The sequence below is a fragment of the Actinomadura sp. 6K520 genome (genome assembly GCF_004349245.1).
Taxonomy (GTDB): Bacteria; Actinomycetota; Actinomycetes; order Streptosporangiales; family Streptosporangiaceae; genus Spirillospora.
Genome location: NZ_SMLC01000005.1, coordinates 73,583 through 99,628, shown reverse-complemented (window position 1 = coordinate 99,628; position 26,046 = coordinate 73,583). Strand labels below are relative to the sequence as shown.

The following is a 26,046-nucleotide window of genomic DNA, read 5'->3' as shown; positions in this document are numbered from 1 at the left end:
GCCGTTCGGGGGAAGTGTTCCCTGGGCGGAGGCCGGGGTCCGGCCGCCGAGCGCGTGAGAAGGGAACGGGATGGCGCCCACCGGGAAGCCGACGGGGAACGTGCTGATCGTGGGGGCGGGCCCGACCGGGCTCCTGCTCGCGGGCGACCTGGCCGCGGCCGGGATCGGCTGCACGGTGCTGGAGCGCCGCGACGAGGAGACGAGCAACCTGACGCGGGCGTTCGCCGTGCACGCCCGCACGCTGGAGATGCTGGACGTGCGGGGCGTGGCGAACGAGCTCACCTCGACGGGCCGGCGGGTGGGGGCGATCCAGGTGCTGCGGACCACGAGCCTCGACCTGTCGCGGCTGCCGGGCCGGTTCCCGTACGTGCTGGTCACACCGCAGTACGAGATCGAACGCGTGCTGCGGGAACGGGCGGTGGCCGAGGGCGCGGAGATCGTGCACGGCGCCGAGGTCGTGGGGCTGCAGCAGGACGCGGCGGGCGTCGACGTCGAGGTGCGGATGCCGGGAGGTGACACGCGGACCCGCCGCGCGTCCTACGTCGTCGGGGCCGACGGGGTGCGCAGCACCGTCCGGCGCCTGCTGGGCCTTCCGTTCCCCGGCCGGGCGGCCGTCCGGTCGGTGATGCTCGCCGACGTCCGGCTGGCGGATCCGCCCCCCGACGTCCTGACGGTCAACGCGGTGGGCGACGCGTTCGCGTTCCTGGCGCCGTTCGGGGACGGCTGGTACCGGGCGATCGCCTGGAACCGGCGCCACCAGCCGCCCGACTCCGAGCCCGTCGACCTGGCCGAGCTGCGGGACGTGACACGCCGCGCCCTCGGCACCGACCACGGCATGCACGACCCGCGGTGGACGTCCCGGTTCCACAGCGACGAGCGGCAGGTGCCCAAGTACCGGGTGGGCCGGGTGTTCCTCGCGGGCGACGCCGCGCACGTCCACTCGCCGGTCGGCGGGCAGGGCATGAACACCGGCATCCAGGACGCCGCGAACCTCGGCTGGAAACTGGCGGCGCAGCTCCGGGGCTGGGCTCCGTCGTGGCTGCTCGACAGCTACCACGAGGAACGGCACCCGGTCGGGCGGCTCGTCGTGCGCGGCAGTGGCGCGGCGCTGCGGTTCGTCCTTGCCGAGCCGCTCTGGGCGCGGCGGGCCCGCGTCGCCGCCGCATGGGCGGCGACGCACACCCGGCCGGTGGCGCGGCGGCTGGCGGGCGCCGTCTCCGGCATCGACCTCGCCTACCCGTCGCCGCGCGGCTCCCATCGGCTGGCCGGGAAGCGCGCGCCGGACGTCCCGCTGGCGGGAAGCACGGGACGGCTCTACCGGCTGCTGGGCAATGGCCTCTTCGTGCTGGTGGTCGCGGCGAACGATCCGGCGGTGACCTACCTGGCGGCCAAGCGCTGGGCGGGCCGTGTGCACTGCGTCGTCGCCGGCGGCGCGACCCGCACGACCGCGCTGGTGCGGCCGGACGGGTACATCGCGTGGGCGACCGACGAGACGTCGCCCGACCGGCGGGCCGCGGCGATCCGCGACGCCCTGAACCAGTGGTGCGGGCCGCCCGCGGACAGGCACGCCCACGAACCGCGGCCGGCGGGCGGTGACCCTCTTCGCTGATCCTCGCCGGTCTTCACCGGGGGCCGCTCAGTAGCGGCGTTCCTCGCGGCCGTAGCCGAGTTCCTCGGCCACGTCGGCGACGTTCTCGTACTCGCGCTTGGGCAGCGTCCGCAGCTCCTCGACGGCGGTGTCGGGGGCGCCGCCCTCGGCGGCGTGCCGGATCAGCTCGTTCGGCCGCGCCGGGTACCGCACGCCCGTCAGCATCCGGGCGAGGGCGCTGCGTCCCTCGACGTCCTGCGCGGACATCCCGGGCGGGGAGCCCTCCCGGGCCGCGGCCGCCGCCGCGGTCGGGTCATCGGGGTCGTCGTCGGAGAAGGGCTCGGTCTCCACGAACTCCTGGGCGTGGGTGGGATGACCGCCGCTGACCATGCCCTGCGTCTCGCGCTCGATCTCCTCGTCCAGCTTCGCACCGTGCTTGTCGCTCTTGTCTGGCATCGTGTAGTTCGTCCTCCCTACGCGCCTACCGGACGGATCGTTCCCGGGCGGGCGTGCCCAAACATGCGGCCGATCTCGCGGCCGGGGGCGGTACGGTGTGGCGCATGCTGCCGCGGGAGGGCGTGAACGCCGTCAGGGTCGTGGTCTCCCTGCTGGTGGGCGGGGAGTACGCGGAACTGGAGACGCTGACCGAGGGACGCCGGCTCAGCGCGTCCGACATGGCCGCTGCGATCGAGGGGCGCGGGCTCGACCTGATCAGCCCGCCGGAGGACGCCTTCGGCGCCGTCGAGGTGACCGGCGTCGAGGAGGCCCCCGGCGGGCGGCGCGGCCTCCGCGTGACGTTCCCGCTGTGGACGGCGCAGGAGGGCCGCTCCGCCCTGAACCTGTACCTCACCCTGTCCGAGGTCATGGACGGCGTGTGGACGGTGGAACTGGACCGGATCGGCGCCCCCTGAGACCGGGCCGTCAGGGCTGCGACAGCCGCATCATCCGCAGGACGCGCCGGACCAGCGACTTCTGCTCGGCCGCCGCCGGGGTGTCCGCCTCCGGCGCCGCGTCCCCGTCGGCGGAGGTCCCCGGCGGGCCGGCGGGCCGCCGCTGCGGGTCGTCGGCCAGCTCGTAGTTGACCGGCAGCGACCGCAGGCCGCGCATCATCGGCGACGACCGCCACGGAAGCTGGTCGGCGGGCAGCGCGAGCCGCACCCCGGAGAACCGCTCGAACAGCCGCTCCACCGCGATCGTGGTGATGGTCGTGGCGAGGTCGCGGCCGAGGCACGCGTGCGGCCCCGCGCCCCACGCCAGGTGCGCGCGGGAGCTGTAGATGGAGTCGGGCGTCATGGTGCCGGTGAACGCGGGGTCCAGGTGGGCGGCGGCGGGCGACAGCATCACCGGGTCGCCGGCGGCGATCAGGAACCGGCCGACGCGCACGTCCGTCTTCGGCCACCGGAACGTCAGGTTCGCCATGGGCGGGCTGGTGATCGCGGCGCGGTTGACCGCCTCCGGCAGCATCCCGGCGGAGATGCTGTCGCGTACCCCGGTGTCCCCGGCGATCACCTCGGCGATCGTGTTGCAGATCAGCGTTCCCGTGTAGTCCCCGATCAGGCCGATCACCATGATCATTTCGCGGGTGAGCTCGTCGACGGTCAGGTCGGGCACCGCGGCGATCATGTAGGACGGCAGGTCCTCGCCGGGGGAGCCCAGCTTGGCCTGGCAGATGGCGGCGACCTCGGCGGTCAGCCGCCCGGCCGCCTCGGCGGCGTCCGGCCCGGCGTCCAGCATCCGCCACATGTCCATGATGATGTCGTCGCCGCGGCCGGGCTCGGCGCCGAGCAGCCTGCCGACGATCATCAGCGGCAGCGGCCGGGCGTACTGCGCCGACAGATCGGTCCATCCGGTGCGGCCGCCGCTCTCCGACAGCACGTTGATCAGCTCGTCGGCGTACCGCCGGATGGCGCGCTCCAGGTCCTTCGCCTGCGTCCGCGTGCGGTCCTGGAAGGGGCGCAGGCCCTCGCTCCAGGCGCCGCGGAGCCGGGTGAGCTCGGGGCCGTCGCGGAACACCGAGTTGTCGATCTCGAAGGCCGGCAGCAGCGGCCAGTCGGCGGGGACGCGGCCCTCCCGGCGCGCCCGCCAGGAGTCGAGCCGCTTGCTCCAGATGCCCCGCGTGTCGCGCAGGATGTCGAGTGTCTGCGGGTAGCCGATCACGAGCCACGCCGGCACGCCGAGGACGTCCACCGGAGCGACCGGTCCGTACTCGGCGCGGAGGCGCTCGTAGAAGAGGGCGGGACGGGACTCGTAGTCCCGGTTGACCAGCGGCTGGACGGCGAGCGATTCCAGCGGCGGGTGTGCGGGCGCGGTCTCTGCATGCGACGTCTGGGGCTCCACGCGCACAAACCTAGGAGAGATCGTTCCGCGGTGACCGGTCGATGGCGAAATATGCCCGGGGTGATCTTCCGGTGGGGCGGCATGGCCGGTCCCGGCCGTTTATGTGAGGCTGGGGGTGTCCCTACAAGAGCTGGAGGTCCGCATGGCCGACTCGTCAGGAGCGCCGGAGGACGGCGAGGACGACGTGAAGCGCAGGTTCCGGGAGGCCCTGGAGCGCAAGCGCGGAACGGCGGGCAAGAACGCCGGCTCGGCGGGCAGGAACGGCCCCAAGGTGCGCGGCACGCACGACCGTGCCGACCATCAGCGGCAGTTCCGCCGCAAGAGCGGCTGACGGGGCCGCCCCGGTCCGTGGCCCCCGCGCGGAAGCGCGGGGGTCGATCCGTGTCTCCCGGCCGGGGCCCCCGCCCGGCGCGTGCGCCCCTTTTCAGCCCTTGTACAGCTTCTTCGCGTAGTTCTCCTCGGAGTAGTACCGCTCCAGTTCCTCCACGTTCTCCTTCGCGTACCGGAGGTCGGCGACGATGCGGGCGTGCGAGGGCAGCGCGTCCGGCTCCCAGGTTTCCGGCTTCCACAGCTTGGAGCGCATGAGCGCCTTCGCGCAGTGGAAGAAGATCTGCTCGATCTCCACGACCAGCGCGAGCGACGGGCGGTGCCCGCTGACGACCATCTCGTCGAAGAACGGCGCGTCGCGGACGAGCCTCGCCCGCCCGTTGACGCGCAGCGTCTCGCCGCGGCCGGGGACGAAGAAGATCAGCCCGGCGTGCGGGTTGCTCAGGACGTTCAGGTAGCCGTCGGCGCGGCGGTTGCCCGGCCGGTCCGGGACGGCGATCGTCGTGTCGTCGATGACGTGGACGAACCCGGGCGGGTCGCCCTTGGGGGAGACGTCGCAGTTGCCGTCCGCGTCGCTGGTGGCGATCAGGCAGAACGGCGAGCGGGCGAGCCAGTCGCGGTCCCGGGCGTGCAGCGTCACGCGCTCCTTGTCGACCGCCCGCGGCAGCGGCGCGCCGAGGATCTCGCGCAGCTCCTCAGGAGAGGTGATCGTGGCGGACTCGGGGGCGAGCGTCATCGCCGCTCCTTCCGGGAGGGAACCGGAAGACCAGCCTAACCGGCGGCATTTCCCCCGGACGGCCGCGCCCCGGTGACTCCGGCCCGCCACCCGGGCGCCGACGACCGTGTTGCGGCCTCCCCACGAAGGCCACAACACGGTCACGGGCCGCCGCGCCGGGCGCCCGGCCCGCCCCGCGGGCGGGGCGGGACGCCCATGGGGAAGGGGCGGCGTCTCAGGAGGAGTACTCGTCGTCGTACTCGTCGGGGTAGGGCAGCCTGCTGCCCGCCGGCATGCCGCCCGAGCCGCGGTCCTTCGGCTCCTCCCACTCCTCCTGCCGGCCCAGGGCCGTCAGGTCCAGGAAGTAGTAGGCGCCGCCGACCTGCTCCGCGCCGCGGGCGAACATCGAGTAGGTGTGGTAGACGGTGTCGCCGTCCCGCAGGAAGCAGCTCGTGCCGGGCAGCTCCATCGGGCGGTCGCCCTCCGGCGGCAGGGGCCGGTAGTTGTACTCCTCCGGCGCCACCGACCCGTCGATCGTGACGTGGTAGTCGTAGTTGAAGTCGCTGCCGTACGAGGAGTACCAGGGGAACACCCAGCCCATCTCCGCCCGGAACGGCGCGATCTTCGACTGCGGGGCCCGCGAGACCGCCACGTAGGTGGTGTCGCGCTCGTTCAGGTGCCGCAGATGGCCGACCGAGATCTCGGCCAGCCCGGACGAGCAGCTCCGGCAGGGGCGGTCCCACCCGGGGTCCCACATCGTGTGCCCGAGGATGAGCTGGCGGCGGCCGTGGAACAGGTCGAGCAGGCTCGCCCCGCCGTCCGGGCCCTCGAAGACGTAGTCCTTCTCGACCCGCACCATCGGCAGGCGGCGCCGCTCCGCGTTCAGCGCGTCGCGGGCGCGGGTGAGCTCCTTCTCCTTGGCGAGCAGCCTCTTGCGCGCGGCCGTCCACTCCTCACGAGAGACGACTTCGGGGAGCGCCATGGGCATGTCCTCCGTCCGGAACGGTGTCTGTAGCGGTTCATCCGAGGCAGACTCGCGGGGCCGCGGAAACTCATCGGTCCCGCCGCCCCCGTTCCGGACGGGCGGTCAGCGCCGCGCGGCGTAGCGGCGGACTCCCGCCTCGTCGTGGGCGTCCAGGAAGCCCCTGTCGGCCAGGACGTCCAGGTGGGCCTCGATCTCCAGGACGGCCAGCATGCGGCTGAAGGCGTCCAGGTCGTCCAGGGCGCGCCGCCTGCGTGTCCACGGCAGGGCGGCGGCGACCTCGAAGGCGGTCGTGTGACCCGCCCGGACCTCCGCGGCGGCGGCGTCGAGCCGCTCGGCGTGATGCTCCAGCAACTGGTCGATGCGGGTGTGCACGCTCGGCGTCACCGGGCCGTGCGCGGGCAGCAGCAGCGTGTCGGGCATGTCCCGGACGAGCCGCAGCGACTCCAGGTAGCTGCGCAGCGGCTTGCGCTCCGGCTCGGTCTCCAGCCCGATCGACGGGGTGATGTGCGGCAGGACGTGGTCGCCGGCGAACAGCAGCCCCGCGGCGGCGTCCCGCAGGACGACGTGGCCGCGCGTGTGGCCCGGCGTGGCGAAGACGTCCAGCCCGCGGGCGGTGAGCCCGATGCGCTCCCCGTCGTCCAGCCAAGCGTCGGGGAGGGTGTGCGGGACGTCCCGATCGGACCGCTCGACGGGCAGGTTCGCGATCTCGTCGGCGAGGCCGTGCGCGCCGCAGCGGCGCAGCATCGCCACCTGCCGGGGGTGCAGGCCCCGGCTGACGTCGAACGCCTCGATCGAGGCCCGCTCGCCGCGCCCGATCCGCACCCGCGTCCCGAACGACTCGCGGAGCGCGAGGGCCTGCGAGTAGTGGTCCCAGTGCGCGTGCGTGACGAGGAACTGCGCGACGTCGTCCAGCCCGTGGCCGAGCGTGCGGAGGGCGCGCTCCAGGGTCGTCCGCGTGTCGTCCATCGCCCAGCCGGAGTCCACGACGACGAGGCCGGCGGGGTCCTCGATGACGTACACGTTGACCGCGTGCAGCGACGGGATCGGCAGCGGCAGGGGGATGCGGTGCACCCCCGGCGCCACGGAATGCGCGCCCGGTTCCGTCCAGTCGGACTGCTGTTGCACGGCCGGTGCCGTCACCGCGCGCCCCCCGTAGTCAGCTCGGCCGCCCGTCCCGGCGGTTTTCGAATCTCGTTCCAGTCGAACGTACTCGATGTCGTACGTCCCTTTGGTCCTGGGGTGGTGGGTCAGCCGTGCCGCGCGTCCCGGTCGGCGGTGCGGCGCGCCTCCCGCGCGGCCTCGCGGGCCTGCCGCGCCTCCTCCTCGGCACGGGCGCGGTTCTGCGCGGCGCGCTCGGCCCGGCGCACCGCCGCGTCGCGCCCGGCGACGGCCCGCTCCAGCTCGTGGCGCAGCCGCCCGACCTCGGCGGACGCCTCCTCGGCCGCGCGGCCCGCCGCCTCGGCCCGGTCCCGCCGTTCGGCGAGCTTGCGTTCCGCGGCCTCGGCGCGCCTGCGCAGCGTCTCCGCCCGCCGCGCCCGCGCCGCGCTCGTCCGCGTGACGTTCGACCGGGCCCGCCCCTTCGTCCTGCCGGGCTCCTCCTCAGCGGGCTCCCTGCCGGGCTTCTTCCGGGCGGGCGCCTTGGCGGGCTTCTTCGGGGCGGGCGCTTTGGCGCGCGGCTTCTCCTCGGCCTCCGGCTTGGCGCCTTGCCCTCCGTTCTGGGGCGCCATGGGGAACCCGGCGGGGACGAAGCCCGTGTGGCTGCGCGGCTGGGAGAGCCGCCCCTCGCGGACCTCGCCGGCGATGTCCGCGTCCACGGTGGCGGCCTGGAGCGTGTCCTCCACCTCGCGGAGGGCCTGCTCGCGCAGCGGGTTGCCCGCCTCGGCGGCGAGATCGGCCGCGGCCCGCACCAGTGAACCCACGAGCCGGGCGCGCCGCTGCTCCAGGTCCCCGAGCCCGCCGCCGGAGGCCCAGGCCGAGCGGATCTCGGCGCCGACGTCCAGCAGGCGTTCCAGGTCGCCCGTCGCCGAGCGGGCGAGGAGGTTCACCGCCCACGCCGACAGCGTCGGACGGCGCAGCTCCCCGATCCGCGCGGCCAGCGCCCGGTCGCCCGCGTCCTTCGCCTCCCGGGCCAGCCGCTTCCTGGTCGCCACGAACTCGGCCGGCGGGACGCCGTACAGGTCGCCGGCCGCGCTGGAGAAGTCCACGCCTGATCCCTACCCGCTCGGTCCCGGCCGGCTTCAGCGGGTGTCGAGGAACCGGTCCAGCACCCGGGTGCCGAACGCGAGCCCGTCGAGCGGGACCCGCTCGTCCACGCCGTGGAACATGCCGAGGTAGTCCAGGCCCGGCCCGAGCCGCAGCGGCGCGAAGCCGTAGCCGGCGATGCCGATCCGGTGGAACGCCTTGGCGTCGGTGCCGCCCGCCATCACGTACGGGACGGGGCGGGCGGCCGGGTCCTCGGCGCGGAGCGCGTCCGCGAGCGCCGCGAACGTCGGCCCGGCCGGGTCGGCGGCCGGCGCCTCCTCGTGGTTGAGGAACTCCCGGGTGACCTTCGGGCCGAGCAGCCGGTCGACGGTGGCGAGGAACTCCGCACCGGTCCCCGGCAGGTAGCGCCCGTCGACCTGCGCGGTCGCCGTGCCCGGTACGACGTTGACCTTGTAGCCGGCGTCGAGCCGGGTCGGGTTGGCCGTGTTGCGGATCGTCCCGGCGAACAGGCGGCCGGCGCCCCCGAGGCGCAGCGCCTCCTCGTCCAGGCGGTCGTGGTCGATGGCGGTGCCGAGCGCGTCCGCGAGGCCGTCCAGCAGCGCCCGGACGCCCGGGGTCAGCCGGACGGGCCACTCGTGGGAGGCCAGCCGGGACACGGCGTGCGCGAGTTCGGCGACGGCGTTGTCGGGCGCGGGCTTGGACCCGTGCCCGGCGGTGCCGCGCGCCGTCAGCCGCAGCCACGCCGTGCCGCGCTCCCCGGTCGCGATGGGGTAGACGCGCGCCGCGCCCGCGTCCACGCTGAACCCGCCGGACTCGCTGATCGCCTCGGCGCATCCGGCGAAGAACCCGCGGTGCTCGCGCGCGACGTACCGGGAGCCGTACTCGCCGGTGCACTCCTCGTCCGCCAGGAACGCCAGGACGAGGTCGCCGCGCGTCCGCCGCACCTCGCGCAGCCGCCGCCGGACGACGGCGAGGGTCATCGCGAGGCTGCCCTTCATGTCGATGGCGCCGCGTCCCCACACGCACCCGTCGCGGACCTCCCCCGAGAAGGGGTGGACGGTCCACTCCGCCGGGTCGGCGGGCACCACGTCCAGATGACCGTGGACGAGGAACGCGGGATGGCCGGGATCGGTGCCGGGGAGGCGGGCCAGCACGCTGGCGCGGCCGGGCGCGGACTCCACGATCTTCGGCTCGGCGCCCGCCTCGTCCAGCAGCGCGGCGACGTGCTCGGCGGCCGGCCGTTCCGGACGGGCCACGCCCTCGCCCCGGTTGGTGGTGTCGAACCGGATGAGATCGGCGCAGATGGCCGCCGCGTCGGCGGCGGTCGGGTCGTCGCGCACCTTCACCCCCGGACGCCGCACCTGCAACGCGATCTCATTCTTCTCCCACACCCGCCCCTGTCAATGATGATCAAGTCGTCTCGATCCGGTCTCGACTCCGTGAGCCCCGTATCCAAAGCGTCACCGAGAGTACGACCCTGCGAGCAATCTAGGTGCGGCGGGTGGCCAAGCACCCGCGGCGCGAGGCAGCGACGGGTGGGAGGACGATGCGAAGCCAGAGGGGTGCCGGAAGGGGTGTGCGCGGAACGGCGGCCGGGATCGGCGCGGTGGTGCTGGCGGCCTCGCTCGGGCTGTCGGCCTGCGGCGGCGGCGACGCCGGGGCGAGTGACGGCACGTTCACCGCGGGCCATTCCGAACCCGACCACCTGATGCCCGCCAACACGACCAGCAGCTATTCGTTCGACGTGATCAGCGAGCTGTTCGACAACCTGATGACGCTGGACCGCGACGGCCGGGCCGTCCCGCTGGCCGCCGAGTCGGTGACCTCGGACGACCAGCGGGTCTGGACGATCAAGGTGAAGCCGGGGCGGAGGTTCCACAACGACGAGCCGGTGACCGCGCAGAGCTTCGCGGACGCGTGGAACCACGCCACCTACGGGCCGAACGGCATGGGCGCCAACGACTACTTCTCCCACATCGAGGGGTACGGGGCGATGAACCCCGAGGACGGGAACGCCGAACCGGAGGCCGACACACTGTCCGGGGTCGAGGTCGTCGACCAGAACACGCTCAAGGTGACGCTCAACGACCCGTTCAGCCAGTTCCCGCTGCTGCTCACCTACCCGGCCTACGCGCCGATGCCGAAGGCCGGGCTGAAGGACCCCAAGGCGTTCGACGAGCGCCCGATCGGCAACGGCCCGTACATGATGGACGGGGAGTGGGAGCGCAACAAGCAGATCAGGCTCGTCGCGTTCCCCGGCTACACCGGGCCGCGCAAACCCAGGAACAAGGGCGTGACCTGGAAGAGCTACTCCAGCGCCGACACCGCCTACACCGACCTGCGGGCGGGCGGCCTCGACGTGCTCCAGACCATCCCGTCCGGCAAGGTGCCCGAGGCGGAGAAGGTGCTCGGCGACCGGTTCATCACCGGCGAGATGGGCACGATCGACTACCTCGGCTTCCCGCTGTTCGACGAGCGGTTCGCCGAGCCGGACCTGCGCAGGGCCATCTCGATGGTGATCGACAGGGAGGGCATCAACAAGGCCGTCTACAACGGTGCCTACTTCCCGGCCGACTCGCTGCTCCCGTCCATCATCCCCGGCCACCGCGACAACGCCTGCGGCGAACTGTGCACCTACGACCCGGCCAAGGCCAAGGAGCTGTTCGACAAGGCCGGCGGGTTCGAGGGGACGCTGGAGCTGTACTTCTCCAACGCGCAGCCGACCTACGCCCAGTGGATGCGGATCGTCGCGAACTCCCTGCGCGACAACCTCGGCATCCAGAAGATCGAGTTCCGGCAGGTCCCCGCCTCCGACTACTTCTCCATGCTGCGGGCCCGCGAGGAGAAGGGCCCGTACCGGCAGAACTGGGAGGCCGACTACCCGAGCCCGCAGAACTACCTCGAGAACATGTGGGGCTCGGACAACAACCGCATGGGCTGGAAGAACGAGGAGTTCGACGACCTCATCGCCGAGGCGAACCGCACCGCCGACGAGCAGAAGGCCATCGGGCTCTACAACCGGGCGGAGGACATCGCCATCGGGGAGATGCCGATGATCCCGCTGTGGACGTGGGCCCGCCAGGGCGGGCACTCCGAGAACGTCGGCGACGTCACCGTCACGCCGTACGCGACGGGTCTGCTCGCCCACGAAGTGACGGTGAAGTAGGCCCGGATGTGGCGTTACGTCGTCCGGCGGCTCCTCCAGGCGGTCCCGGTCTTCTTCGGCACCACGCTCCTCATCTACGCGATGGTGTTCGCGCTGCCGGGGGACCCGATCCAGGCGCTCGCCGGGGACAAGCCGGTCCCGGAGAACGTCCTGCGGACGCTCCGGGACCGGTACAACCTGAACGACCCGCTGCTGGTGCAGTACGCGAAGTACATGTGGGGCCTCGTCCAGGGCGACCTGGGCGAGAACTACACCGGCCAGAGCGTGTCGGAGATGCTCGGCGGGCGCTGGGCGGTGACCGCGCGGCTTGCGCTCACCGCCTGGATCTTCGAGCTGGTCATCGGGATCGCGCTCGGCGTGTGGGCGGGACTGCGGCGCGGCCGGCTCGCCGACACCCTCGTCCTCGGCGGGACGACCCTGGTGATCGCGGTGCCGGTGTTCGTCCTCGGCTACATCGCGCAGATCGTGTTCGGCCTGCACTGGCAGATCTTCCCGACGGCCGGGACCGAGGACGGGTGGCCGATGAGCTACCTGCTGCCCGGCATCGTGCTCGGTTCGCTCGGCCTCTCGTACGTGGCGCGGCTGACCCGCACGAGCCTGGCGGAGAACCTCCGGGCCGACTACGTCCGGACCGCGCGGGCGAAGGGCCTGTCGAAGGCGCGGGTCATCGGGCGCCACACGCTGCGCAACTCGCTGATCCCCGTCGTGACCTACCTCGGCGTCGACTTCGGGAACCTGATGGGCGGCGCGATCGTGACCGAGGGGATCTTCAACCTGCCGGGCGTCGGGCAGCAGGTGTTCCAGTCGATCCAGCTCAAGGAGGGCCCGGTCGTGGTCGGCGCGGTCACCGTGCTGGTGCTGATCTTCCTGCTGGTCAACCTGGCCGTGGACCTGCTGTACGGGGTCCTGGACCCGCGGATCAGGTACGAGTAGGGAGGCCGGAGATGACGACGAAGGAGGCGCAGGCCGAGGTCACCGCGGCGGCGGGCGGCGAGGTCGGCAGGGCGTCGCTGTGGGGCGACGCATGGCGCGACCTGCGGCGCCGCTGGATCTTCTGGTGCTCGGTGTCGGTCCTCGCGGTGGTCGCGGTGATGGCCGCCCGCCCGGGCCTGTTCACCGGCACCGTGGCCAACGAGGGCTGCGACCCGAACCTGGCCAAGCTCGGCCCGTCCGGCGAGCACTGGTTCGGCACCGACCTCGCCGGCTGCGACTACTACGCGCACGTCGTGCACGGCGCCCGGCCCACACTGCTCATCGGCGTCGCGGTGACGCTGTTCGCGCTGCTGATCGCGGTGGTGTTCGGGATGCTGTCGGGCTACTACGGCGGCGTCGTCGACGCGGTGGTCTCGCGGCTGACCGACGTGTTCTTCGGGCTGCCGTTCGTGCTGGGCGGCACGGTGATCCTCGTCGCGTTCCCCGGGCACGGCATCGGCGCGATGACGCTGGTCCTGGTGCTGCTCGGCTGGACGACGATGATCCGCGTCATGCGGGGGCAGGTCATCTCCGTCCGCGACGCCGACTACGTGCAGGCCGCGCGGCTGCTCGGCGCGTCCGACCGCAGGGTCATGGCCCGGCACATCCTGCCGAACGCGATCGCCCCGGTGATCGTGGTCGCCACCCTCAACGTCGGCAACGTCATCGTGGGCGAGGCGACGCTGGACTTCCTCGGTGTCGGCCTGCAGTACCCGCAGGTCTCCTGGGGCCTCCAGCTCGGCCAGGCCAAGGACGCCTTCATGGCCCACCCGCATCTGCTGATCTTTCCCGCGGCGTTCCTGTCGGCCACGGTGCTGAGCTTCCTGCTGCTCGGCGACGCCGTCCGCGACGCCCTCGACCCGAAGCTGCGGTGAGCGATGACCGGAGAACGTGACACGGCCGCGGACCGGAAGGCCGAGGCGGTCCCGGCGCCGCGCCCGGCGGAGCCGCTGCTGGCCGTCGACGACCTGCACGTCCGCTTCCGGGTGCGGGGCCGGGACGTGCACGCCGTGAACGGGCTGTCCTACACGCTCGCGGAGGGGGAGACGGTCGCGGTCCTCGGCGAGTCGGGGTCGGGCAAGAGCGTCGCGGCGCAGGCCGTCATGGGCATCCTCGACGTCCCGCCCGCCCGGATCGAGCGGGGATCGGTGCGGCTGCGCGGCACGGAGCTGCTGGGGCTGCCCGAGCGGCGCCGCCGCGAGTACCGCGGCGAGCGCATCTCGATGATCTTCCAGGACGCGCTGACCGCGCTGAACCCGGTGTTCACCGTCGGCGACCAGATCCGCGAGATGTACCGGGTGCACCGCGGGCTCGGCCGCCGCGAGGCCCGGGACCGGGCGGTCGAGCTGATGGAGCGGGTGCGGATCCCGTCGGCGGCGCGGCGGTTCGGCGACCACCCGCACCAGTTCTCCGGCGGCATGCGCCAGCGCGCCATGATCGCGATGGCGCTGGCGCTGGAGCCGGACGTCCTGATCGCCGACGAGCCGACCACCGCCCTCGACGTGACCGTCCAGGCGCAGATCATGCGCCTGCTGGCCGGGCTCCAGGAGGAACTGGGCATGGGCATGGTGCTGATCACCCACGACCTCGGCGTCGTCGCCGGCGTCGCCGACCGGATCGTCGTCATGTACGCCGGGTCGGTCGCCGAGCAGGCGCCCGCCCGGGACCTGTACGCGCGGCCCGCCCACCCCTACACGCGCGGGCTGCTGGCGTCGGTGCCGCGGCTCGACCGGCGCGGCGGGCCGCTCGTCCCGGTCAAGGGGGCGCCGCCGGACCCGGCGGCGCTGCCGCCCGGCTGCCCGTTCCGGCCGCGCTGCCCGCGCGCGGAGGCGGTCTGCGCGGCGGAGCCGCCGCCGCTCGTCACCGTCGCGCCCGGCCACGCCGCCGCCTGCCACTTCGCCGAGGAGGTGCACGGTGCCGGATCCGGATGAGGCCCCGATCCTGCGGGTGGAGGGGCTCGCCAAGCACTACCCGGTGACCCGCGGGGTCGTGCTGAAACGCACGGTGGGCCAGGTCAAGGCCGTGGACGGCGTCGACCTGGAGCTGCGCCGGGGCGAGACCCTCGGCGTCGTCGGCGAGTCCGGTTGCGGGAAGTCGACGCTGGCCCGGCTGCTGCTCGCCGCGGAACGCCCCACGGCCGGGACGGTCCGCTTCGACGGGCGCGACATGTTCGCGCTGCCGAAACCCGAGCTGCGGGCGCTGCGCCGCCGCATCCAGATCGTCCTGCAGGACCCCTACTCGTCACTCAACCCCCGCATGACGGTCGGGGACATCGTGGGCGAGCCGTTCGCGATCCATCCGGAGGCCGCGCCGAAGGGCGAGCGCCGAGCCCGGGTCCGGGAACTGCTGGAGCTCGTCGGCCTGGATCCCGGCCACGTCGACCGGTACCCGCACCAGTTCTCCGGCGGGCAGCGCCAGCGGGTCGGGATCGCCCGCGCCCTCGCGCTGCGTCCCGACGTGCTCGTCTGCGACGAGCCGGTGTCGGCGCTGGACGTCTCCGTCCAGGCCCAGGTGATGAACCTGCTCGCCGGCCTGCGGCGGGAGCTGGGCCTGGCGCAGGTGTTCATCGCGCACGACCTCGCGGCCGTCCGGCACATCTCCGACCGCGTCGCCGTCATGTACCTGGGGAAGGTCGTGGAGACCGGCGACGCGACCCAGATCTACGAGCACCCGACCCACCCGTACACGCAGGCGCTGCTGTCGGCCGTCCCCGTGCCCGACCCGGACGCGCCCGGCTGGACGGGCCAGGTCCGGCTTGAGGGGGAGCCGCCGTCGCCGCTCGACCCGCCGTCCGGCTGCCGGTTCCGGACCCGCTGCTGGAAGGCCCGGGACGTGTGCGCCGAGCGGGAGCCCCCGCTGGAGGAACGGGACGGTTCCGCGCACCCCAGCGCCTGCCACTTCGCGGCCGAGGACGCGCTCACCGAGCGGACCTGACCGTCCGCCGGTCCTCCCTTGGTGTTTCCGTAGGGTGGGGGGCATGGCGCGTAAGGGCAGGCGCGAACCCAGGCCGAACGTCCACCGGGTCGACGGAGGGGAGGCGGAGCTGCTGCGGGACGCCGATCGGGACGGCGGCTGGATGCTCCTCGTCGGCGGCGTGCCCCAGTCGTACGTGAACCTGTCCGACCCGACCTACCTCGACTTCGAGTACATGCGGCTCATGGGCGACGTGGTCGACGCGCTCGGGCTGGACGGCGAGGCGTTCGACGCCGTCCACATCGGCGGCGCCGGCTGCACGCTGGCCCGCTACATCGCCGCGACCCGGCCGGGGTCCCGGCAGCTCGTCCTGGAGCCGGACGCGGAACTGGTGCGGCTCGTCCGCGAGCGGCTGCCGGTCAAGGGCGTCCCGGGCCTGCGGATCCGGATCACCGACGGGCGCTCGGGCATCGCGGCGCTCGCCGACGACGCCGACGACCTCGTCGTGATGGACGCGTTCGCCGAGGCGTCCATGCCGCCCGAGCTCGCGACCCGCGAGTTCGTGCTGGACGCCGCGCGCGTCCTGCGGCCCGGGGGCGTGTACATGGCCAACGTCGCCGACGGCTTCCGGCTGCCGTTCGCCCGCAGGGTCGCCGCCACCGTGCGGTCGGTGTTCTCCCACACGCTGCTCATGGCCGACCCGGGCGTGCTGCGGGGCCGCCGGTTCGGCAACCTCATCGTGGCCGGGTCCCCGGAGCCGCTGCCGGTGGCCGAGCTGACGCGCCGCGCGGCGGGCGGCATCGCCCGGGCCCGGCTGCTGGCGGGCGGTGACCTCGCCGCCTTCTGCGCGGGCGCGGCGCCGCTGCGCGACGGCGAGGAGATCATCGCGCCCGTCCCGCCGCCGCAGGTATTCGGAGGTTCCTGACCCGGGGAGATCCGGGGAACGGGTAATTTCCGGTCGGCCGCCGAGCTGGAACACGAACGACGGAATTCCCGGACGGTTTCCCCTGCCGTATCGGCCCTACGCGGGCCCTCCATGTCCCATAATCGAGCGATGGAGTCGTCCACCCGAATTCTGATTCTCGGCATGGATTCGTCGGGGAGAATACTCCAGTTCGACCGTAACGCCGCCGCAGTTCTCGCCCCGAACGGCGACGACCTGCGCGGTGCCGACCTGGACGAGTTGATCCCCGGCGCGCGGGATCCGCTGCTGGAGGCCGTCAAGGCCGGCCGGGAGCGGACCGCGATGCTCGCCGTGGACAACCCCGAGGGCGGCATGCTCGACGCGGTCGTCACCGTCCACCCGATGAGCGGCGGCGCGCCCGACGTCGTCGCGCTCGCCGTCGTCCGGGTGCCGGTGCCGCTCGCCGACCGGTTCGTCGACCCGGCCGTGATCCGCCGGGCCCTGCTGGACGACGCCCTCCCGCGGATCGGCTCCACCCTCGACCTGGAGATGCTGGCGCGCGGCCTGATGGACGTGCTCGTCCCGCACTTCTGCAACGCCGGCGCCCTGCTCCTGGTCGAGAGCCACATCGACGCCGACGAGCCGCCGGACGGCCCCGACGGCCCGCAGATGCGCCGGATGGCGATCGGGTTCGACGACGACGACCCGGCCTGGGACGCGACGTTCCCCACCGGCGAGTCCCTCGTCTACCCGGAGGGCACCCCGTACGCGCTGTGCATGGGGTCGGGCGAGCCGGTGCTGCGCGCCCTCGGCCGCGACGGCGCCGCCAGGCTCGCGGCGGCCTGGCGCCGGCCGCCGGTCGCCGACCTGCTCAAGGGCGCCTCGATGCTGCTGCTGCCGATCACCTCGGCCGCGGGTGTCCTGGGCTTCTTCGCCTGCACCCGCAACGCCGCGCACCGCCCGTTCGACGCCTACGACGTCGAAATCGGGATGGACTTCGCGAACCGGGCGTCCATCTTCATCGAGAGCGCGCGGCAGTACTCGCGGGAACGCGCCACCGCCCTCACCCTGCAGCGCAGCCTCCTGCCGACCGGGCTGTCCGCGCCGTCCCCGGTCGAGGTGCACCACCGCTACCTGCCCGGCAGCCGCCTGATCGAGGTGGGCGGCGACTGGTACGAGTCGATCGCGCTGCCCGGCGCGCGGGTCGCGCTGGTGGTCGGGGACGTCGCCGGGCACGGGGTGAAGGCCGCCGTCACGATGGGGCGGCTCCGCACCGCCATCCACACCCTCGCCGGGCTCGAACTGCCGCCCGCCGAGGCCCTGGAGCGGCTCGACTCGCTGATGCGGACGCTCGGCGAGCGGGAACCGCACTTCGCCACCTGCGCCTACGTCGTCTACGACGCGGTCAGCGGCCGGTGCGAGGTCGCCAGCGCCGGGCACCTGCCGCCGCTGCTCGCCCCGCCCGGGGCCGACTCGGAGTTCCTGCCGGTGCCGCCCGCGCCGCCGCTCGGCGTCGGCGGCGACGGCCCCATCGTCAGCCGCGAGTTCACCGTCGAGGACGGGACGCTCCTGTTCCTCTACACCGACGGGCTCGTGGAGAACCGGGCCCGCGACATCGACGACGGCCTCGCCCGCCTGCAGGAGACCTTCGGTCCGGGCGCCGCGGCCCGGCCGCTGGAGGACCTGTGCCAGGCGGCGCTCGACGGCGTCTACGACGACCAGCACCGCGACGACATCGCGATGCTGGTGGCCCGGCTGGCGCGCATCCCCGCCGACCACCACGCGACCTGGGAGCTGCCCGCCGAGCCCGCCGCGGTCCGCCGGGCCCGCGGCCTCGTCCGCGACCGGCTCGCCCGCTGGGACCTCGACGACATGGCCCACTCCACGATGCTGCTGGTGTCGGAGCTGGTCACCAACGCGATCCGGCACGCGGGCGGCAGGATCACGCTGCGGCTCGTGCTCGAGGGCGGCCTGGTCTGCGAGGTCTTCGACTCCGCCGACGGCCGGCCCCGCATCCGGCACCACGACGACGAGGACGAGATGACCGAGTCGGGCCGGGGCCTGCACGTCGTGGGCCGGCTGGCGCAGCGCTGGGGCGTGCGCCGCACCGCCGAGGGCAAGGTCGTCTGGTGCGAGCAGGAGCTGCCCCGTTGAGGATGTAGGTGGGCGGGTACGGCGGCCGGGTACGGCTAGCGCAGCACCGAGATGTGCACGTGGTCGTAGTGGTTCTGCGTGAGGCTCCCGCGGTCCGGCATCGGGCGCCAGCCACCGCCCCGCACGTTCCAGATGTGCTGCTTCCAGATGACGTAGGAGACCCCGAGCCGCCGCGCGTGCTGGACGGCGTACCGCGCGACCTGGTCGCCGTGCCGCATCGCGCCGGCGCTCGGCATGCGGCCGCCGGTGCTCTGCATGAAGTCGCAGGCGCGGCCGTGGCCGTGGTCCTGCGCGTCGGCGTTGGAGCGGTAGCAGCCGATCACCGGGAAGGGGCCGAACAGCCGGGCGATCTCCAGCACGAGGGCCCGCATTGTGGGCGTCATCCGGTTGCCGGTGATCGGGGTCGAGGCGCCCCTCACCCCGTCGGGCCGCCCGGTCAGCCGGACGCGGCCGTCCCGCGCGGCGGGCTGCTGCGCGGGCCGCGCCGGCGCGAGCGCCGCCACCTTCGTGCCGCGCGGGAGGATCTTCTTCAGCCGCGCGGTCAGCTTCCCGGTGTCGGCCTTCGGGGCGCTGATGATCAGGGCGTTGCCCTCGGGCAGGCCGAGTTCCCTGGCCCGCTCGCGGGAGACGACCGCGTCGACGTCGCCGATGCCCATCGAGGCGTAGGCGCCGACGCGCACGCGGCCGGCGCGCTCGCTGCTGCCGGCCGGGACGACCGCGCCCAGCGGCAGCGCCCCGTCCTGGCCGTGCTCGAACGACACGGCCAGGCCGCCGGCCGCGATCGTCCGCCACAGCTGGTCGGACTCGGCCGTCGCCTCCGGCGCGAACGCCCGGAACTTCGACGGGTCGACGCCCAGCAGCCCCATGCGGCGCCCGCCGACCCTGGCCCGTGCGGCGTCCACGACGGTGACCCCGGCGACGCCCTTGAGGCCCAGTGTGCGCTCGACGGCGCGGGGCGGCAGCGAGGACGCCCCGGCGACCAGGAGGTGCGGCGTGTGGCGACGGGTCAGCGGCGCGACCGATGGCGCCAGCGGGGCCGCCCCTTGGTCCACCGACACCAGGTCGTCCGCGCCGGAGTCCTCGTCCAGGTGACCCGAGACGAGAACGGTGACATCGGCCGCGAGCGTGAGCCCCACGGCCATCGCGATGACGGCGGGCAGCGCGCGCCCGCGGCTCCTCGGTATCACGGGCTCAATCCCACCAGAAGGACCAGTTGGTCTTGCCGCGGATCTCCTCCGCGTAGCCGGCGAGGGTGCCCGGGCCCTGGAACAGGATGTCGGGGCAGAAGGCCCAGTGCTCGGCCGCGACGTGGACGGCGTGCCGGACGGTGACCGGGGGAGCGGCGACGCTCAGCTCCAGCGTGTTGAAGCCGAGCCCGACGACGTGCGCGCCGAAGCGGTCCTCCCAGCTGCGCAGCACGGCGGCGAGCGGCGCCGTCCACTCGTTGTGGTTGAGGGCGCCCTGCCAGCCGGCGACGGCCGGCGCGTCGGCGCCGCGGTCCACCGCGACCAGGCCCAGCGGCAGGCCGCGGGCTGCGAGCACGCGGGCGTACCGGTCCGCCATGACGCCGGGGTCGTCGAGCGGGACGCCGGGCGGGGCGAGCCCGGGGCAGTGGCGGCCGAAGGGGGCGAGGTCGTCGTGGTCGCTCTCGTCCGCCTGCTCGGCCCAGTCGGCCCACACCTCGGACATGAAGGCGTGGGGGTGGTAGTTGCCGATCTCGGCCGCCGGTTCGGGCGCGATCTGCCCGGACGCCCAGGGCTGGTCGGTCTCGTCCATCAGCAGCGGCCACAGCCCCGACCGGGGGTGCTCGGCGCGGAGCCTGCACCACAGCTCGCCGCGGACGGGCTCGTCGCTCAGCCAGAACGCGGGACGCATGAGCAGCCGCCGCTGCGGATAGCCCGGGTCGGGCCAGACCAGGTCACCCTCGGGCAGCGGCACCGACAGCGTCCGCCCGGCGGCAGCGCCGTCGATGCCGCCGTCGAAGAGCTGCGGCAGGTCGCCCGGCAGGTGCCGGACCTCCACATCATCCATTTCACGCCGTTCCGGTACAGAGCATGCCAACAGGATCTTGGCACTGGTGATGGTAACGGCGCAGGGGCCGCCGAGGGGACGAGCCGTACGGTTCGGTCGTTCCCGGGCGGGCGTCCGCCCGGGAACGACCCGGCGGCGATCCGGGTGCGGGATGATGGCGGGGTCTTCGCCGCCCACCCGAATACGTGAGGGCCGAACCCGTGAGTGAGACTCCCCGGCTGCGGCGCGCCGTCCGGGCCCTCCTGCTGGACGGTGACGCGCTCGTGCTGATCCGGCGCACGAAGCCCGGCCGTCCCGTCTACTGGACGACCCCGGGCGGCGGGATCGAGCCCGGGGACGCCTCCCCGGAGGCGGCGCTGCGGCGGGAGTTGGACGAGGAGCTGGGCGCCACCGCGGGTGCCGTCCGGCAGGTCTTCGCGTGCGGTGAGCAAAGCCCCGGTCTGTACCGTCTGAACACCTTCTACGTGTGCCGCCTGGTCTCGATGGACCTGTCCCGCAGGCACGGCCCGGAGTTCGACGACCCGGGCAGCGGGCGCCACGACGTCGAGCGGGTGACCTGCACTCCGGCCGCGCTGGCGCCCATCGACCTCATCCCCGAGACACTCGCCGCCTACCTGGGCGACCACGCGGCCGACCTTCCCGGCCTGGCCCCCTGAACCCGGGGTCTTGTCAGATTCGTCGGTGTATGCGAATTTTGCGGAGCCTCTGTGATCAAGGAGCCGCAATGCCGCGCCATCTCCTGCGTGTGGCGGGAACCGCCGTCCTCGGCGTCGCCCTTTCGACCCCCGTACCCGCCTCCGCCGCCACCGAATTGCCCTCGGAACGCGGCATGGCGGCCACCATCCGCTACACCGGGTACGGCATTCCGCACATCACGGCGAAGGACTACGCCGGCCTGGGCTACGGCACCGGTTACGCGGCGGCGAAGGACAACATCTGCCTGATCGCGCAGGGCGTCGTCACCCTGAGCGGGGAACGCTCCAAGTACTTCGGAGTCGAGGCCGCCCCGGACGGCTCGCTCTCTTCGGCGTCGACCAACCTGGCCAGCGACGTGTTCTTCACGTCCGTCAACGACAGCGGCATCGTGGAGAAGCTGATCGCCGCGCCCGCGCCCTACGGCCCGGCCGCCGAGGTGCGCGCGGTCAGCCGCGGATGGGCGGCCGGGTACAACCGGTTCCTGCGCGAAGGCGAGATCACCGACCCCGCGTGCAAGGGCGCCGCGTGGCTGCGGCCCGTCACCGAGCTGGACGTCCACCGCCGCGGCTACGCGCTCGCCATGCTCGGCGCCTCCGGCAGGAGCACCGACCAGATCGTGGCGGCCGCCCCGCCGGGCGAGAACGCGGTCAGGCGCGCCACGCAGTCGCCACAGGAGGCCGCCGAGGCCGCCCGGAACCTGATGGCGGACGCCGCCATGGGCAGCAACGCGATCGCCGTCGGGAGCGAGGGCACCGCGAACGGCCACGGGCTCCTGCTGGGCAACCCGCACTACCCGTGGCACAACGGGCGGCGCTTCTGGCAGATGCACCAGACGATCCCCGGCGAGGTCGACGTGAGCGGCGCCGGCCTTCTCGGCTCGCCCGCGATCAACATCGGCCACACCGCCACGTTCGCGTGGAGCCACACGGTCGCCACCGGCGTGCCGTTCAGCCTGACGGAACTGCGCCTGGTGCCCGGCGACCCGACGTCGTACTTCGTGGACGGCAGGAAGGAGAAGATGACCAAGCGGCGGGTCACCGTCCAGGCCAAGCAGCAGGACGGCTCGCTCAAGCCGGTGACGAGGACGCTGTGGCGCAGCCGCTACGGCCCCATCGTCACGTCCGTCTCGTCCATCGACCTGCCGTGGACGACGTGGAACGCCTACGCGCTCACCGACCCGAACGCCACCAACGTCCGCCTCGCCAACACCTCGCTCGCCCTGAGCAGGGCCCGGACGACCGACGACGCCGTCCGCGCGCTGAAGCAGACCCAGGGCCTGCCCTGGGTCAACACGATCGCCGCCGACTCCCGGGGCGACGCCCTCTTCGCGCAGATCCAGGTGCTTCCCAACGTCACCGACGAGTTCGCGGACCGCTGCAACAGCCTTCTCGGCCACCTGACGTTCCGCCAGGCCGGGCTGGCGATCCTGGACGGCACCCGGTCGTCCTGCGCGCCGGGCCGGGCCCCCGGGACCGTCCAGCCGGGCATCCTCGACCCCGGCCGCTACCCGGTGCTGAACCGCGCCGACTACGTCACCAACTCCAACGACAGCCACTGGCTGTCCAACCCCCGGAAGCCGCTGACCGGGTACGACCGCATCATCGGTGACGAGAGAACGGAGCGCACCCTGCGCACGCGGAGCGGCCTCGTCGCCGTCCGGGACCGGCTCGGCCAGGGCCGGTTCACCCGCCCGGACATGCAGGACCTCGTCTTCGCCAACCGCAACATCGCGGGCGAACTCGCCGCCGAGGGCACCGTGCGGATGTGTCGCGAGATGCGGCTCGGCGCGCCCTGCGACGTCCTCGGCGAGTGGGACAGGACCGCCGACACCGGCAGCCGCGGCGCCCTCCTGTTCGACCGCTACTGGCGCAAGGCCACGGCCGCCTGGGACCTGTGGAAGACGCCGTTCGACGTCTCCGACCCGGTGAACACGCCGCGCGACTTCAACACCGCCTCCTGGGCGGCCCGCAAGGCACTGATCGACGCGGTCGCCGATCTGCGCACGTCGAAGATCCCCCTGGACGCGCCCCTCGGCGACCACCAGTACGTCACCCGCAACGGCGAGAAGATCCCGGTCGGGGGCGGCACCGAGGACCTCGGCATCCTCAACAAGATCGAGGCCAGATGGACACCGGGCCAGGGGTACACGGAGGTCGGGACCGGGTCCAGTTACGTCCAGGTGGTCTCCTTCGACGACGACCGCTGCCCCGACACCCGCACTCTCATGACCTACTCCCAGTCCGCCGACCCGACGTCCCCCCACTACGCCGACCAGACCCGCCTCTTCTCGAAGAAGGGCTGGGTCACCGGGCGCTTCTGCGCGGACGAGATCACCAGGGCTCCCGGCCTCAAGGTCGTCCGGCTCAACGGAGGCTGAAGCCTCCCCGGTGGGCCCGCGGGTCCACCGGGGAGCCGCCCGTCAGTTGCCCGCGCCCAGGTTGGCCATGAACGTCGAGGGGTACCGGTCGCCGCGCGCCGCGCCTCGCGGCACGGCCTTCTCGATCTCGGCCAGGTCGTCGGCGGTGAGGGTCACCTCCACCGCGGGCAGCGCCTCCGCCAGCCGTTTCCGGGTGCGGGCACCGACCAGCGGCACGATGTCCGCACCCTGCGCGGCGACCCAGGCGATGGCGAGCTGGGCGACGGTGCATCCCTTCGTTCCGGCGACCCCGCGGAGCGCGTCCACGAGGGCGAGGTTGTGTTCCACGTTCTCGCCGGAAAAGCGCGGCATCATCGCGGCACGGCCGTCGCCGGCGGCGCCGCGGTCGGCGGACCAGTGCCCGGAGATCAGCCCCCGGCCGAGGACGCCGTACGCGGTCATGCCGATGCCCAGCTCCCGCAGCGTGGGCAGGACGTCGTCCTCCACCGCGCGGGAGATCAGCGAGTACTCGATCTGGAGGTCGGCGACCGGATGCACGGCGTGCGCCCGCCGGACCGTCGCCGCGTCGACCTCCGAGAGCCCGAGGTGCCGCACGTACCCGGCGTCGATCATCTCCTTGATCGCGCCGACCGTCTCCTCGATCGGCACGCCGGGGTCCAGCCGCGCGGGGCGGTAGACGTCGACGTGGTCGGTGCCGAGCCGGGTCAGCGAGTAGGCCAGGAAGTTCTTGACCGCCTCGGGACGGCCGTCGTGCCCGCCGAAGCCGGGCCCCGGCCCCCGCAGCATTCCGAACTTCACGCTCAGCTGGTAGCCGTCGCGATCGCGCCCGCGCAGCGCCTCGGCCAGCAGCAGCTCGTTGTGCCCCATGGCGTAGAAGTCGCCGGTGTCGATCAGCGTGACGCCGGCGTCCAGCGCGGCGTGCACGGTGGCGATGCTCTCGGTGCGGTCGGCGGGGCCGTAGGCGTCCGACATCCCCATCGCGCCCAGCCCCAGCGCGGAAACGGCCGGGCCCGACCTGCCCAGGATTCTTGTCTGCATCATGTTCTCCCTAGCGTCACTGTCACCCCCGACCCTGCGCGCGAACCGAGAGGGGCGAAAGCGGAGCGCTCATCGTGGGAGAGCCGCTCCCTGGATAATGCGGCTCGCGGCGAGGTTCCATGGAGTCATGCAACGTGCAGAGCTCGCCGACTTCCTGCGCCGCCGACGCCAGGCCATCCGGCCCGCGGAGGCGGGGCTCACCGAGGGGCCGCGCCGCCGCACCTCGGGGCTTCGCCGTGAGGAGGTCGCGATGCTCGCCGGCATGTCCGTGGACTACGTCGTCCGCCTTGAGCAGGGCCGCGGCAGCCGGCCTTCGACGCAGCTGCTCGGCGCGCTGGCCCGGGCGCTCCGCCTGTCCGACGACGAGCGCGACCACCTGTTCCATCTCGCCGGCCACCAGCCGGCGCCCGCCGACGGGACGGCCCGCCTCGCCCGCGCCGGCCTGATCCGCATGCTCGACCTGCTCGACGGCACCCCGGCGCTGGTGGTGTCCGAACTGGGGGAGGTTCTCGCGCAGAACCGGACGTCCGTCCTGCTGGCGGGGGACCTCACGGGCCTCTCCGGAGACCGGCGCTACCTCCCGTACCGCTGGTTCACCGAGCCGGACATCCGCGCCGCCCACCCGCCCGGGGACCGGGAGCGCCACGCCCGCCAGATCGTGGCCGACCTGCGCGTGGTGGCGGGCCGCCGGCCGGGCGACCCGGAGGTGTCCCGGCTCGTCGACCGGCTGCGGGCCGCCAGCGGTGACTTCCGCCGCCTCTGGGACGAGCACGAGGTCGCGGTACGGCGCGCCGACCGCAAGACCGTCGTGAATCCGCGGGTGGGAAGCCTGCTGATGGACTGCGAGACCCTGGTCACCCCGGACCAGCGGCAGGAGCTGGTGGTCCTCACCCCGGCGGACGAAGAGTCCCGCGAGCGCCTTGAACTGCTGCGGGTACTCGGCACCGAGGAGTTCCCCGCCGGCACTCCCGCTCGTTAAGTTCCTGCGCGGGCCACCCCGTCCAGGAGGTAGCCCAGCCCCTGGCGGAAGGCGTCGTCCCACTCGCCGCCGCTGAGATGGCCGTGCGCGGCGAGATGCGGGTACCGGTCGCGGTGGCGGGCGAGATGCCCCTCGGCGGCCTTCTCCGCCTCGGGCCCGTCGTCGCGCCGGGCCCCGACCTCCATGAGCGCCGAGCCGATGACGTAGTTCGCGACCGCGTACGCGGCGCCCGCGAGCCGGGTGCCGGTCAGCCCGGTCGCGGCCAGGGCGGCGTACAGGAAGTCGGTCCGGGCCATCACCTCCGGGCCGAGGAGCGGGCGGCCTCCGAGGATCGACGCCGACCAGGGGTGGCGCAGCATCGCCGCCCGCCAGCCCGACATGAGCGCGATCACGTCGGCGCGCCAGTCCGTCCCGGCCCCGGGAACCGGGACGTCTCCGAAGACGGCGTCGAGCGCCAGCTCCAGGACGTCGTCCTTCGTCTTGACGTGCCAGTACAGGGTCGTGGCCCCGGTGTCGAGACGCTCGGCGAGCCGGCGCATCGTCAGCCGCCCGGCGCCCTCCTCGTCCAGCAGGGCCACGGCCTCGGCGACGATCCGCTCCCGCGTCAGGGGCGGCGCCTCCCGCCGGGGCCGGTTCCGGCGCAGCCATACGCTCTCGGTCAT

The 26,046-nt window shown here is 73.5% G+C and carries 24 protein-coding genes; 13 read left to right on the top strand and 11 right to left on the bottom strand.

What is annotated here, in order from left to right:
• Positions 1-70: 70 nt before the first annotated feature.
• Positions 71-1,609: an FAD-dependent monooxygenase gene (locus E1289_RS03125; protein WP_131975047.1), complete on the top strand. Its 1,539-nt coding sequence runs from the start codon at positions 71-73 to the stop codon at positions 1,607-1,609.
• A gap of 27 nt (positions 1,610-1,636) precedes the next feature.
• Here the strand turns inward: E1289_RS03125 and E1289_RS03120 are convergent, their stop codons facing one another.
• Positions 1,637-2,044 carry a DUF2795 domain-containing protein gene (locus E1289_RS03120; protein ID WP_131975045.1) on the bottom strand — a complete coding sequence of 136 codons (408 nt, stop codon included), beginning with the start codon at positions 2,042-2,044 and terminating at the stop codon, positions 1,637-1,639.
• A 104-nt stretch (positions 2,045-2,148) separates the two neighbouring features.
• On the opposite strand from E1289_RS03120, the gene E1289_RS03115 reads away from it, so the two are divergent.
• Positions 2,149-2,499 (top strand): hypothetical protein, encoded by a 351-nt coding sequence (locus E1289_RS03115; RefSeq protein ID WP_131975043.1) that lies wholly within the window; start codon positions 2,149-2,151, stop codon positions 2,497-2,499.
• A 10-nt stretch (positions 2,500-2,509) separates the two neighbouring features.
• Here the strand turns inward: E1289_RS03115 and E1289_RS03110 are convergent, their stop codons facing one another.
• Positions 2,510-3,925: a cytochrome P450 gene (locus E1289_RS03110; protein ID WP_131975041.1), complete on the bottom strand. Its 1,416-nt coding sequence runs from the start codon at positions 3,923-3,925 to the stop codon at positions 2,510-2,512.
• Between the two features lie 142 nt (positions 3,926-4,067).
• Between E1289_RS03110 and E1289_RS03105 the strand changes: the two genes are divergently transcribed.
• A complete protein-coding gene (locus E1289_RS03105; protein WP_131975039.1) occupies positions 4,068-4,256 on the top strand; it encodes a DUF5302 domain-containing protein in 189 nt (62 codons plus the stop codon).
• Between the two features lie 93 nt (positions 4,257-4,349).
• On the opposite strand, the gene E1289_RS03100 is transcribed toward E1289_RS03105, so the two are convergent.
• From E1289_RS03100 to E1289_RS03080, 5 genes are all read right to left on the bottom strand, one after another.
• On the bottom strand, positions 4,350-4,988 hold the full coding sequence (locus E1289_RS03100; protein WP_131975037.1) for a pyridoxamine 5'-phosphate oxidase family protein: 639 nt from the start codon (positions 4,986-4,988) through the stop codon (positions 4,350-4,352).
• A 214-nt stretch (positions 4,989-5,202) separates the two neighbouring features.
• A complete protein-coding gene (locus E1289_RS03095; protein ID WP_131975035.1) occupies positions 5,203-5,949 on the bottom strand; it encodes a DUF899 domain-containing protein in 747 nt (248 codons plus the stop codon).
• 105 nt (positions 5,950-6,054) lie between these two features.
• A complete protein-coding gene (locus E1289_RS03090; RefSeq protein ID WP_131975033.1) occupies positions 6,055-7,092 on the bottom strand; it encodes an MBL fold metallo-hydrolase in 1,038 nt (345 codons plus the stop codon).
• Positions 7,093-7,199: 107 nt separating this feature from the next.
• Positions 7,200-8,156, bottom strand: a complete 957-nt coding sequence (locus E1289_RS03085; protein WP_131975031.1) for a hypothetical protein — start codon at positions 8,154-8,156, stop codon at positions 7,200-7,202.
• Between the two features lie 33 nt (positions 8,157-8,189).
• Entirely contained in the window at positions 8,190-9,494 is a 1,305-nt protein-coding gene (locus E1289_RS03080) for a M20/M25/M40 family metallo-hydrolase (RefSeq protein WP_207928748.1), read from the bottom strand.
• 236 nt (positions 9,495-9,730) lie between these two features.
• On the opposite strand from E1289_RS03080, the gene E1289_RS03075 reads away from it, so the two are divergent.
• The 7 genes from E1289_RS03075 (at position 9,731) to E1289_RS03045 (ending at position 18,263) form a co-directional block, all read left to right on the top strand.
• Entirely contained in the window at positions 9,731-11,320 is a 1,590-nt protein-coding gene (locus tag E1289_RS03075) for an ABC transporter substrate-binding protein (RefSeq protein ID WP_165970307.1), read from the top strand.
• 6 nt (positions 11,321-11,326) lie between these two features.
• Positions 11,327-12,253, top strand: coding sequence for an ABC transporter permease (locus tag E1289_RS03070; RefSeq protein ID WP_131975027.1), 927 nt, complete (start codon positions 11,327-11,329; stop codon positions 12,251-12,253).
• A gap of 11 nt (positions 12,254-12,264) precedes the next feature.
• Positions 12,265-13,167: an ABC transporter permease gene (locus tag E1289_RS03065; RefSeq protein WP_131975025.1), complete on the top strand. Its 903-nt coding sequence runs from the start codon at positions 12,265-12,267 to the stop codon at positions 13,165-13,167.
• Positions 13,168-13,170: 3 nt separating this feature from the next.
• Positions 13,171-14,223, top strand: a complete 1,053-nt coding sequence (locus tag E1289_RS03060; RefSeq protein ID WP_131975023.1) for an ABC transporter ATP-binding protein — start codon at positions 13,171-13,173, stop codon at positions 14,221-14,223.
• Positions 14,207-15,226, top strand: coding sequence for a dipeptide ABC transporter ATP-binding protein (locus tag E1289_RS03055; RefSeq protein ID WP_131975021.1), 1,020 nt, complete (start codon positions 14,207-14,209; stop codon positions 15,224-15,226). The genes E1289_RS03060 and E1289_RS03055 overlap by 17 nt, the downstream gene beginning before the upstream one ends.
• 43 nt (positions 15,227-15,269) lie before the next feature.
• Positions 15,270-16,130, top strand: a complete 861-nt coding sequence (locus E1289_RS03050; RefSeq protein WP_131975019.1) for a fused MFS/spermidine synthase — start codon at positions 15,270-15,272, stop codon at positions 16,128-16,130.
• Between the two features lie 129 nt (positions 16,131-16,259).
• On the top strand, positions 16,260-18,263 hold the full coding sequence (locus E1289_RS03045) for an ATP-binding SpoIIE family protein phosphatase (protein ID WP_243712575.1): 2,004 nt from the start codon (positions 16,260-16,262) through the stop codon (positions 18,261-18,263).
• A gap of 35 nt (positions 18,264-18,298) precedes the next feature.
• On the opposite strand, the gene E1289_RS03040 is transcribed toward E1289_RS03045, so the two are convergent.
• Together E1289_RS03040 and E1289_RS03035 are read right to left on the bottom strand one after the other, a co-directional pair.
• The gene (locus E1289_RS03040) at positions 18,299-19,450 is read right to left on the bottom strand and encodes a hypothetical protein (RefSeq protein WP_243712574.1); all 1,152 of its coding nucleotides are present in this window, start codon (positions 19,448-19,450) and stop codon (positions 18,299-18,301) included.
• A 4-nt stretch (positions 19,451-19,454) separates the two neighbouring features.
• On the bottom strand, positions 19,455-20,294 hold the full coding sequence (locus E1289_RS03035; protein WP_131975017.1) for a DUF4253 domain-containing protein: 840 nt from the start codon (positions 20,292-20,294) through the stop codon (positions 19,455-19,457).
• A 200-nt stretch (positions 20,295-20,494) separates the two neighbouring features.
• Here E1289_RS03035 and E1289_RS03030 point away from each other — a divergent pair, with 200 nt between their 5' ends.
• Complete coding sequence (locus E1289_RS03030; protein WP_131975015.1) at positions 20,495-20,950, top strand: NUDIX domain-containing protein; 456 nt, start codon at positions 20,495-20,497, stop codon at positions 20,948-20,950.
• 68 nt (positions 20,951-21,018) lie between these two features.
• Positions 21,019-23,367, top strand: a complete 2,349-nt coding sequence (locus tag E1289_RS03025) for a penicillin acylase family protein (protein WP_131975013.1) — start codon at positions 21,019-21,021, stop codon at positions 23,365-23,367.
• Between the two features lie 42 nt (positions 23,368-23,409).
• On the opposite strand, the gene E1289_RS03020 is transcribed toward E1289_RS03025, so the two are convergent.
• Positions 23,410-24,408, bottom strand: a complete 999-nt coding sequence (locus E1289_RS03020) for an aldo/keto reductase (protein WP_207928741.1) — start codon at positions 24,406-24,408, stop codon at positions 23,410-23,412.
• A 124-nt stretch (positions 24,409-24,532) separates the two neighbouring features.
• Between E1289_RS03020 and E1289_RS03015 the strand changes: the two genes are divergently transcribed.
• Positions 24,533-25,384, top strand: coding sequence for a helix-turn-helix transcriptional regulator (locus E1289_RS03015; RefSeq protein WP_131975011.1), 852 nt, complete (start codon positions 24,533-24,535; stop codon positions 25,382-25,384).
• Here E1289_RS03015 and E1289_RS03010 read toward each other — a convergent pair.
• Complete coding sequence (locus tag E1289_RS03010) at positions 25,381-26,046, bottom strand: TetR/AcrR family transcriptional regulator (RefSeq protein WP_131975009.1); 666 nt, start codon at positions 26,044-26,046, stop codon at positions 25,381-25,383. The two genes, E1289_RS03015 and E1289_RS03010, sit on opposite strands and share 4 nt — an antisense overlap.

Coding starts and splice junctions, on each gene's coding strand:
- E1289_RS03095 (WP_131975035.1), bottom strand. CDS start 5,949: ATGGCGCTCCCCGAAGTCGTCTCTCGTGAGGAGTGGACGGCCGCGCGC.
- E1289_RS03050 (WP_131975019.1), top strand. CDS start 15,270: ATGGCGCGTAAGGGCAGGCGCGAACCCAGGCCGAACGTCCACCGGGTC.
- E1289_RS03120 (WP_131975045.1), bottom strand. CDS start 2,044: ATGCCAGACAAGAGCGACAAGCACGGTGCGAAGCTGGACGAGGAGATC.
- E1289_RS03065 (WP_131975025.1), top strand. CDS start 12,265: ATGACGACGAAGGAGGCGCAGGCCGAGGTCACCGCGGCGGCGGGCGGC.
- E1289_RS03025 (WP_131975013.1), top strand. CDS start 21,019: ATGCCGCGCCATCTCCTGCGTGTGGCGGGAACCGCCGTCCTCGGCGTC.
- E1289_RS03115 (WP_131975043.1), top strand. CDS start 2,149: ATGCTGCCGCGGGAGGGCGTGAACGCCGTCAGGGTCGTGGTCTCCCTG.
- E1289_RS03015 (WP_131975011.1), top strand. CDS start 24,533: ATGCAACGTGCAGAGCTCGCCGACTTCCTGCGCCGCCGACGCCAGGCC.
- E1289_RS03045 (WP_243712575.1), top strand. CDS start 16,260: ATGGAGTCGTCCACCCGAATTCTGATTCTCGGCATGGATTCGTCGGGG.
- E1289_RS03070 (WP_131975027.1), top strand. CDS start 11,327: ATGTGGCGTTACGTCGTCCGGCGGCTCCTCCAGGCGGTCCCGGTCTTC.
- E1289_RS03105 (WP_131975039.1), top strand. CDS start 4,068: ATGGCCGACTCGTCAGGAGCGCCGGAGGACGGCGAGGACGACGTGAAG.
- E1289_RS03060 (WP_131975023.1), top strand. CDS start 13,171: ATGACCGGAGAACGTGACACGGCCGCGGACCGGAAGGCCGAGGCGGTC.
- E1289_RS03125 (WP_131975047.1), top strand. CDS start 71: ATGGCGCCCACCGGGAAGCCGACGGGGAACGTGCTGATCGTGGGGGCG.
- E1289_RS03020 (WP_207928741.1), bottom strand. CDS start 24,408: ATGATGCAGACAAGAATCCTGGGCAGGTCGGGCCCGGCCGTTTCCGCG.
- E1289_RS03035 (WP_131975017.1), bottom strand. CDS start 20,294: ATGGATGATGTGGAGGTCCGGCACCTGCCGGGCGACCTGCCGCAGCTC.
- E1289_RS03100 (WP_131975037.1), bottom strand. CDS start 4,988: ATGACGCTCGCCCCCGAGTCCGCCACGATCACCTCTCCTGAGGAGCTG.
- E1289_RS03010 (WP_131975009.1), bottom strand. CDS start 26,046: ATGACCGAGAGCGTATGGCTGCGCCGGAACCGGCCCCGGCGGGAGGCG.